General features: G+C 69.2%; 9 protein-coding genes. 8 read left to right on the forward strand and 1 reads right to left on the reverse strand.

Going from position 1 to position 8953, the window contains the following annotated elements; all coding sequences use genetic code 11:
* Nucleotides 1-275 precede the first annotated feature (275 nt).
* The 7 genes from ACFV0G_RS05140 (at nucleotide 276) to ACFV0G_RS05170 (ending at nucleotide 7095) form a co-directional block, all read left to right on the forward strand.
* The gene (locus ACFV0G_RS05140) at nucleotides 276-665 is read left to right on the forward strand and encodes a hypothetical protein (protein ID WP_380541824.1); all 390 of its coding nucleotides are present in this window, start codon (nucleotides 276-278) and stop codon (nucleotides 663-665) included.
* 8 nt (nucleotides 666-673) lie between these two features.
* Nucleotides 674-3571 carry a type IV secretory system conjugative DNA transfer family protein gene (locus ACFV0G_RS05145; RefSeq protein WP_380541826.1) on the forward strand — a complete coding sequence of 966 codons (2898 nt, stop codon included), beginning with the start codon at nucleotides 674-676 and terminating at the stop codon, nucleotides 3569-3571.
* 440 nt (nucleotides 3572-4011) lie between these two features.
* The gene (locus ACFV0G_RS05150; protein ID WP_380541845.1) at nucleotides 4012-4866 is read left to right on the forward strand and encodes an IS5 family transposase; all 855 of its coding nucleotides are present in this window, start codon (nucleotides 4012-4014) and stop codon (nucleotides 4864-4866) included.
* A 50-nt stretch (nucleotides 4867-4916) separates the two neighbouring features.
* On the forward strand, nucleotides 4917-5294 hold the full coding sequence (locus ACFV0G_RS05155) for a hypothetical protein (protein WP_359895021.1): 378 nt from the start codon (nucleotides 4917-4919) through the stop codon (nucleotides 5292-5294).
* A gap of 109 nt (nucleotides 5295-5403) precedes the next feature.
* Complete coding sequence (locus ACFV0G_RS05160; RefSeq protein WP_380541830.1) at nucleotides 5404-5697, forward strand: hypothetical protein; 294 nt, start codon at nucleotides 5404-5406, stop codon at nucleotides 5695-5697.
* Nucleotides 5698-6418: 721 nt separating this feature from the next.
* Entirely contained in the window at nucleotides 6419-6706 is a 288-nt protein-coding gene (locus ACFV0G_RS05165) for a hypothetical protein (RefSeq protein WP_380541833.1), read from the forward strand.
* Nucleotides 6703-7095: a hypothetical protein gene (locus ACFV0G_RS05170; RefSeq protein WP_380541836.1), complete on the forward strand. Its 393-nt coding sequence runs from the start codon at nucleotides 6703-6705 to the stop codon at nucleotides 7093-7095. Before ACFV0G_RS05165 ends, ACFV0G_RS05170 begins: the two co-directional genes overlap by 4 nt.
* Nucleotides 7096-7253: 158 nt before the next feature.
* On the opposite strand, the gene ACFV0G_RS05175 is transcribed toward ACFV0G_RS05170, so the two are convergent.
* Nucleotides 7254-7823: a Uma2 family endonuclease gene (locus ACFV0G_RS05175; RefSeq protein ID WP_380541839.1), complete on the reverse strand. Its 570-nt coding sequence runs from the start codon at nucleotides 7821-7823 to the stop codon at nucleotides 7254-7256.
* A gap of 342 nt (nucleotides 7824-8165) precedes the next feature.
* Here ACFV0G_RS05175 and ACFV0G_RS05180 point away from each other — a divergent pair, with 342 nt between their 5' ends.
* On the forward strand, nucleotides 8166-8735 hold the full coding sequence (locus ACFV0G_RS05180) for a Uma2 family endonuclease (protein ID WP_380541842.1): 570 nt from the start codon (nucleotides 8166-8168) through the stop codon (nucleotides 8733-8735).
* The last annotated feature ends 218 nt before the right edge of the window (nucleotides 8736-8953 follow it).

Consider the following 8953-nt stretch of genomic DNA (forward strand, 5'->3'; position numbering starts at 1 on the left):
CCCGATCCGAGGAGTTGAAGTCCATGAACAAGCAGTCCGCTCTCGTGCCCGCGACCGGCGCCGCCCTGCTGCTGGCCACCGGCCTGGCCCTGCTGGTCCCCGGCACCCCAACCCGCCCCACACCACCGGCCCGATCCCCAGCCGCTGCGGCCGGACCGAGCACGGCGGCAGGTCAGCCTCCGCCCGTTCCATCCGACGGGCCGTCACTGCCCCTATCGGCGACGCCGCTCGCCCCAGCCAGGAGCAGCACGCCTACGGCAGTGCCCTCCGCCGCGATGCCGTCCGGGATCACGGCCGCCGGTGACGGGCCGGACGGCGACGCGGCGCTGCAGGCCGCCTTCACCCGGGACCGGCCCAGCGACCTTCCGGCTGCCGACGCCGAGCAGCTCACGTCACTGGCCCGGCAGGTGTGGCTGGCCGAGGCCACCGGCACGGGGCGTGAACGCTGGCCCGGCTACTTCCCGCCGGTTCAGGGCGCCGGGGCGCCGCACTTCTACACCGGCGTTCGCATCCAGGCCGCTGCCGCGCACACGGCCGATTCTCCGGACCGGGCCCGGGTCGACCTGCTGTGGACCGGCACCTCCCCGGGCAGCGAGTTCGGCGACCGCCGGCCCGCCACCGTCACCTTCACCCGCACCACCAACGGCTGGGAGCCCACCCGATGACTACCCCTGTGTCAGCCTCAGACAGCCCCGGCGCCGGGGCCTGGCACGCCGCCACCGCCGTCGGCGACCGGCTGGCCACGGCCGCCACGTGGGCCGCCGACCACAGCATCCTGATCGCATTCCTACTGGTCATCCCGGCGGTCACGGGCGGCGTGGTGCACCAGGTCCTCACCCGGCGGGCCCTCGCCCTGCGCACCCGCTTCACGCTCACCCCGACCCGCCGCTTCGATCCGACGGAGGAGGACATCTGGCGGCAGACCGCGCTGCTGCTGCGGGCCGCCGGCAAGGGACCGTGGTGGGCGCCCCGCGCGACCCGGCGGGTACGGATCCGGCTGCGGGCGGACGGCAGTGTGCCGCTGGAGTACAGCATCGAAGCACCGGCCGCGGCCAGGACCCTGCTGGCCGGCAGCCGCTTCCAGGACGTCACGGTCGCCGAAGCACCCGAAGCCGCAGACCCGGTCGCCAAGCAGGCCGCCCAGGACCGGAGAGACAAGAAGGACAAGGAGCTGCAGCAGCAGCGGAAGGCGGAGGCGAAGGCCCGCAAGGCCGCCGCGAAGAAGGCGAGGCAGGCCAAGGGCGAGCAGGACGGGGCGGAGGTGCCCGTGCCGGAGCCGGACGGGCGGCTGCACGCGGTGCGCGCGGAGTTCGTGCTGCGCGGCCGCCCGGCCGCCGCGCTGCGCGAGGTCCCGCTCGACCCGGACCCGCTGCAGCCGCTGATCGACGCCGTCGCCGACATCCAGACCGATCTCGGCGAGCTCGCCGAGGTCCTCCTCGACATCCAGGCCATCCCCGCCTGGCAGCTGCGGCTGCGCCGCTGGCAGCTGATGCACGAGGCCCGCGAGAAAAACCGCATCACCGCCCGCAAGACCGCCCGGCGCGCGGCCGCCGACGCCGCCGAGGTCCAGGACTCCCTGCGCCACCAGCTCCTGTCCCTCCTCGACCCGTCCGCAAAAGCCCCCACACCCATGCTGCCCACGCCGCGACCGCGGGCGGTCGACCCCGCCGACGCGCTCGGCCGCCTGCACGCCGGCCACGGCCTGGTCCGCATCCAGTTCCTGGTCCGCTGCGCGTCCGAGCGGGAGGGCCGGGCCCGGCAGCTGCTGGAGAAGGTCTCCGCCGCCCTCGATGTGTATGGGGAGGACAGCCGACTCGGTGTGGACGGCGGCCGCATCCTGAAGTGGTCCTGGGGGGCCGACAGCCGGCACCGGCGGGGCGCGTTCGACCGCCGCTGGGCCAGCGGGCACGTCGCACCCCGCAAGCAGAACTGGGTGCACGTGGGTGAGCTCGCCGGGCTGCTGAAGCCCCCGACCGTCCACGCCGTCCTGCCGGTCCTGGCGTCGGAGCTGCCGGCATACGAGGTCGGCTCCGCCCTGGTGCCGCACGGCCACCTGGCCACCCTGGACGGCCACAGCCGGTTGGTGGCCACGAAGGCGGAGGAGTTCCTGTTCTCGATCGCGGTCGGCAAGTCCACCTACGGCAAGACGGAGATGGCACTGGTCAGGGCCTTGGCGCTCGCCCACTCGGGGGCCGGGGTGCTGTTCGTCGACCCGCACGGCGATTCCTGGACAGCCGCCGCCCCCTACCTCGCCCACCCCGCGCTGGCCGGCCGTGTGCGACGTATCGACCTGGCCCGCGCGGAGCAGCCCGGCGCCGTGCTGCCGTGCTGGAACCCTCTGTCCCTCGAGGGCGGTGCAGCGGCGCAGCGGGTGGTGACCGCGGCGGTCGATGCGCTCGCAACGGCGTTGGCGTGGACGGACAGTGCCGCGCCGCGGGCGATGACGATTCTGACGAAGGCCTGCGAGGCGCTGGTCCACTACAACGAGTGTGCGCTTCGGGCCGGGCGGCCCGGAGCGCAGGCGACGCTGCTGCAGGTACGGCGGTTGCTGTCGGACAAGCAGTGGCGGGACGCCCTGGTGTTCCTGCTGCCGGAGGATCAGCAGCGCTGGTGGACCACGACGTTCGCCGGCTACAACACCGCCGAGGTGATCGGCCCGGTCGTCAACCCGCTGGAGAGGCTGGCGACCAATCCCGTCACCCGGGCGTTCCTCGGCTCCCCGTCCGGTGCCTACGACATCCGTACCGCGATGGACAGGGGGAAGATCGTGTGGCTGTGCCTGGAGGGCACCGGCCCCTCGGACCGGCTCCTCGTCTCCATGATCCTCCAGGACCTGCTACGGGCCGGGCTGTCGCGCCGCGAGTTGCCGGAGAGCAGCCGCAGGCCGTTCCACGTGTTCGCCGACGAGCTGATCTCCCTCGACCCGGCCGGCGGGCCGACCATCGCGGCGATCACGGAGCAGCTGCGGAAGTTCGGCGGGCGCCTGCACGTCATGGCGCAGCTCCTCAACCGGATCAGCCCCACCACCCGCGAATCGGTGATGCAGAACAGCAGCGTGGTCAGCACCGCTTCCGGGTCCGCGGCGGCGTCGAGGGCGATGGCCGAGGAGTGGAACGGCGCCGTGTCCGCGGCGCGGATCGCCGAGCTCCCACGCTTCCACCACTACATGCAGGTCACCGCCGACGGGAACCGGATCGGCCCGCTCCTCGTCAAGGGGCCGCAGGTCAGCGAGGCGTTCAAGGAGCACCGGGCGAAGCCCGACCAGGTGGCCCGCATGATCAAGCGCGCCGACCGGGCAATGAACGCGCAGGAGCTGGAGCACCTGCTCGCTGTCGCGAGGGGGCAGGACGAGAAGATCCAGGCCCTCACAACGGAGCTGTGCGACGAGAAGGCGAAGGCCGACGCGACGGACGGAATCACAAGGGAACCCCAGGCGACTGACGGCGGCTCGCAGACCGACGAGAGCGTCGGCCTGGGGAAGGCGGCAGGGCGCGCGCAGCCAGCAACGGTGGGCGCTGCGGGAACGGGTTCCGAGGCCGTCGGCGGGTCGGGGGGTCCGAGCCGACGGTAACCACGGCCCAGGGTGCGATTCGACGCGACGGCGGCTTCGGACATGTTGCGGCCCCGCCGGAGGGGACACTCGGCCGGGGCCGCTCACCTCCGCCGGAGCCAGCGAGCAGGGCGCCAGACTCACGACTGCGCACCAGGACGATAGCCCCGCCCCGACCTGTGCAGAACTGACCGACCTCAGTCGGAACGGGCTCGCCGGCCGGTCCCGTGCGACACCGCCTCCTGCGGAACCTGTGAGCGAAAATCGCACGGTAGCCGCCCGGCCGCCGACACAGCCGGGCTGCGCCCGAGACCGATGCAGGCGCCGAATCCACCGCCGCAAACGCAGTGGCTAGCAGGTTCGCCGGGCCGAAAGACACACCCTGGGCAACCATTGCGGGTCCCTGAGACCGCGTTTGAGATCTGCCGTGTCCCGTTGCTGAGGTGTTCGTTGAGCTCACCGTGAAGGCTGTTGGGGGTGGGTATCCGTCGGACCTGACGGATGAGCAGTGGGCACTGGTGGAGCCACTACTCCCGCCAGCGCGGGTGGGTCCGAAAGGTGGTCGGCGGGAGAAGCATCCGCGGCGGCGAATCTTGGACGCGATCTTCTACGTGGTGCGGACTGGGTGTGCCTGGCGGCAGCTGCCGAAGGACTTCGCTCCGTGGCCGACGGTGTACTGGTACTTCACGTGGTGGCACGACGACGGCACCGTCGAGCGCATCCATGACGCCCTGCGTGGCAGGGTCCGTGAAGCTGATGGCCGGAAGGCGGAGCCGAGCGCGGGTCTGATCGACTCGCAGTCCGTCCGAACTGCCGACACAGTCCCTGCTGCCACGAGGGGCTTCGACGCGGGCAAGAAGGTGAAGGGCCGCAAGAGGTTCATCGTCACGGACACCCTCGGCCTGCTCCTGGCCGTCCACGTCGTCGCGGCGAACGTCCAGGACCGCGACGGCGCGAAGCGGCCCCTGCTGTGGACCAGGCTCGATCATCCAGGGGTCCGGAAGATCTGGGCCGACCAGGGCTTCGCCGGCCGCCTGGTCGAGTGGACCACGCAGATCCTCGGCCGTGACCTGGAGATCGTCCGCAAGGACCCCGACCAGCGAGGATTCCAGGTCCAGGCCAAGCGGTGGGCGGTAGAGCGCACCTTCTCGTGGCTCACCGCCCACCGCCGCCTGGCCCGCGACTACGAGACCAGCCCGGCCCGCTCCGAGACCATGATCCGCTGGGCGATGATCGGCGTCATGGTCCGACGCCTCACTCGACGGGGACCAGCCGTCCGATCAGGCCCACGGCCCCTTCAGCACGTGGCGCCGTGAGCTTTGCCGCCGGTGTGAGGCTGCCATCCGCAACTTGAGATAGTTGCGCCATGCCCAAGAAGCGCCCGCACACGACGACTCTCGCGGAGATGATGGCCGCTCTGCCACAGGTCCAGTACTGGTACGACGAAGGCGTCCCATCTCCCGCCGGCAGCGAGGAATTCGTCGATAACGAGGGCCGCCGTTGGCGGAAGATCCGAGGGCCGCTCCACCGCAACCTTGCCAAGCGTCTCGCGACTCAAGCGGATGAGCTGATCATCGGAGAAGGCGCCGGTGGACACTTCCGCCATGTTCCCTCGGGCGACCGGCTTGCGGCCTGGCACGAGATCAAGCACAGGCTCAACGCGGGCGAAACACCGAGTTACCACCCTTACGAGTTCGCCTCGACGGACGGCTTGACCCTCCTCTACATCGAGGAAAGCTGCTGATCACCTGCTCAGCAGTGGAGGCTGAGCGACAGATCTCAAACGCGGTCTGAGTAGTGTGGAGATGCGAGGGCGCCAGCAAGCTGCCGGAAACCCGTGAAAGGAGCAGGTGATGGCAGGGTCGGTCGATCCGGAGGCATACGCGCGGATGCGGAAGGTTGCCGAGGAGTTATGGCCGGTGGCTGAGCAACTTCAGGGCGCTTGGGCTGTCGAGATCGGCGCGAACGGCGTGATCGTGATGATGAGCCCGGTCAAGCGCCACGAGGAGATCGCCACACGTATCGTCCGGCAACTCAACGCACAACTGCCGCTGACGCACCCCGACCTGGATGTAGTAGCCCAGTCAGGCGCCGAAGTCGAACATGCGACGGAGGTCGAATGCGACGGTGCTCGTAGACCCGTGTAAAGGCCTCATCTTCACGTACTCGGACCCAGCCCCCGGTTCGTCAGGCACCCGCTACAGCAACGTGACGCCGTATGTCTTCGGCGATCAAGTGCCGTTCGGCCCCTGGACGGTGGACACTGCCGATTTCAAGCGGTACGACGACTGAAGCCACCGGCAGTCGCGCGAGGCAGCCCAAGGCGGTCGACGGCCCCGAGAAGGCCAAACGCAACGAGGCAAAGCGCTGAGATGGTAGAGCCCACCTGGGTGACCATTCCCGCGACGGACCACCGATCCCCAACGTCCGCGGTGGGCCAGTGATCGCGGCTCTTCCTACCGGTTTCACCTTGGTAGCTGAGCTCCTCACCATGGAAGCCGGTCAAGCCTCGGTTCACGCAGTACCTTCGTTCAGACCCCGGCGTGTGGGCCGGTCAACCCCGAGGTACGTCGCCCGGCCCGCGGCGACGGCCACGATGGTGCCATCTGCAGCATTAATGCTTAGACCATGCAGGCGACAGGGGCGCCATAGACGTAGGGGCGGGCGTATTCACGGACGGCGCCGCGGGCCGCGATCAGATCGGGGCGCTGAGGGGCAGCGTCTCCGGGTCTGTCGGCATACCGCGGCTGGTCCTGGCTATGAAACGGGCTGCCGGATCGTGGCAGCGCTCGGCGTGGACGGCTCGGCGGAATAGCCCACCGCAACCGCCTATCTACTTTTCTACACCACCGGTGTAGCGTGTAATCCATGAGCGACTCGACCATCAAAGTGCCCGACAGCACGCGTGACCACCTCGCTGCGCTCGCCAAGGAGCGCGGTATGACCATCGGCGGCCTCGTGACGGCTTTGGCCAATCAGGAACATACCGCCGAGCAGCTTGCCGAACGTGTCCAGGAGAGCCGCCGCCTCATGCGCGGTTACGGCATTGAGATCGACGACAGCGAGCTGGACGCCATGCCGAACGTCCTGGAGCGCGTCTATGCGGTTGCGGCGGAAAAGTCGGTTCAGGGTCTCAAGCGCGGAACCGCGGCGTGATCATCCTCGACACCGGTGCCGTCACGGCGCTCGCCGCCGGTCATCGGGCACTGCTGCGGCTGGCTGACAACGCCGCCGGATCCCCCTTCAACCATCTGATGGTCCCCGCCCTGTGCCTGATGGAAGCAGAAGCTCAGACCCAGGATGCCGGCGCCTTCGCGCTCGCACTCCCCGCCATTGAGATCGAGCCCCTCGACTCCGTGGCTGCGGTCACCGTCGCCGTCATGGTCCGGGACGGCATCGGCGCCCCCGATACCTGCCATGCGCTGTATACGTCGTTGCCGACCGGCTCCCGCGGCACCATGCATGTGATCCTCACAGACCAAGAGCAGGTCTATCCACCGGGGACGATCACCGTCCACGTCGACGACCCCCGCCTACTTGGGTGAGACCTGCCGACCACTGTGCTCCGGGCCGCCGGTACTGAAGCCTCCGGGTGCCGCGGTCTGCGCGGCCGTGGACTGCCGCGCACCCGCAGGCACCGCAGGAGCCGGTTCCACGCCGTCCTATGCATGGCACCGCCGTTCCGGAGCCGCGGACGAGATGGTCAGGCGGGGTAGCGGATCAGCTCCGTGGTGGCGAGGCCGAAGGCGAAGGGCTCCGGGATCGGAACGACGTCACCGAACTTGCCGTTCCACTGCCGGCGGTAGACACCGGCGGCAGGCTCTGAGTAGAGGGTGACGACACCCTCGCGGGGGTCGATGAGCAGGTACATCGGGATGTCCATGAGCGGGTAGTCGCGGACCTTGCCGACCAGGTCGTTCTCCGGATTCGGCGGAGAGACGATCTCGACGGCGATCACGGCGAGCTCCGCCGGGACATCGTTGCCGCCCAGTTCGGCGACACTGGTCGGGATGTAGGTCAGGTCGGGGTTGCGGAGCTTGCCGACGTTGGGCGAGGCGAGGTCGGTGTTCTCGCTCGGCATCAGGTCAACTGGCCGGTGAGCGTCGAACTGCTCACGGACGACGAGCAGATTGCGCTGATGGATCAGCGACGGCCCCGCCATCATGATGATCTCGTCGCCGGATACCTCGATCTTCCAGCCCGACGGCGGGGTCAGGCTCTGCGCGTACTCCAAGAGCTGAGCGTGGCGCTCGGGCACGTGGATGTCGGCCATACCGGCATTCTTCCATCGGCCCGGGCTGTCTCGGATCAACGCGTTCTCCCCGTTCAGCGGCCGCTGGAATTCGAGGCCTGACCTCGATGTCATCACCGGCAACCGCCGCACCATCCAGCCCCACCCCGCGGCCGGCGCACCTTCGACAACCGGCTGACCTGCGCGGGCCTGCGAACGCGCCACAAACGGGTCAGCCCCTCGCGCAAGCCCCCGCCCATGAGCCACTGTGGCAAGACCAGACCATCCGGCCGCCTCGACCACTCGGGGCCGCCATCAGGCACACACGTTGCGCCCCGCGGAGTCCACTCATCACCTGGTCTTACCGTCGATAGGCTGACCTACATGGACTACAAGCGGATCCGCGCCATCGCCGACGAGCTGGCCAAGGTCATGCCCGACGAGGCCAAGGGCCTGGAGATCGGCGCGGATCAGATCGTCATGATGATGTCCCCCTCGAGGGCACACGATCTCCTCGCGTTCAAGATCCGCCACCAGCTCGAGCAGCAGATCCCGCCGGCGCTCGCCGCCCTCACCGCAGGCGACATCGAAGATCCGGTTCTCGGACGACTCCGCCGCCCCGACGTCCTCGTTGTCGACTTCGAAGCCTTCGAGGAAGACACGATGGAGCCCCTGCACCCCGCCGACGTCCGGCTCGTCGCAGAGATCGTTTCCCCGTCCAACCGGACGAGCGACTACATCGACAAGATGCGCGATTACCCCGCCATGGGAATCCCCGCCTACCTCCTGGTGGACCCGAACAACGGACGGATCCAGGTCCACACCGAACCCGGCACCTCCCCCGACGGGCCTCAGTACCACCGCCGCTACGACCACACCTTTGGTGACCCGGTCCCCATCCTCGACTGGACCATCACCACCACCGACTTCAGGCGATACCCGAACGCAAAATAGTGCCCGCCCTTCAACAGCTGCCCACCACGACACGCCGCTGACTACGTGCCCCAGGGACCGCCCTGCGTCGACGGCAGCACCGGCAGGCCGAACGCCCGTCAGCAGCAATCATCTGACACCACACACTGAGCGTCTTTCATCCTGTGCTGGAGGATGAAATGGCCTGGTCAGCTGGGTGTCGGTGACGCGGCAGGGCCCCTCGTCGTTGGCGTGGTGAT

The sequence above is a fragment of the Kitasatospora sp. NPDC059571 genome (genome assembly GCF_042735675.1).
Taxonomy (GTDB): domain Bacteria; phylum Actinomycetota; class Actinomycetes; order Streptomycetales; family Streptomycetaceae; genus Kitasatospora.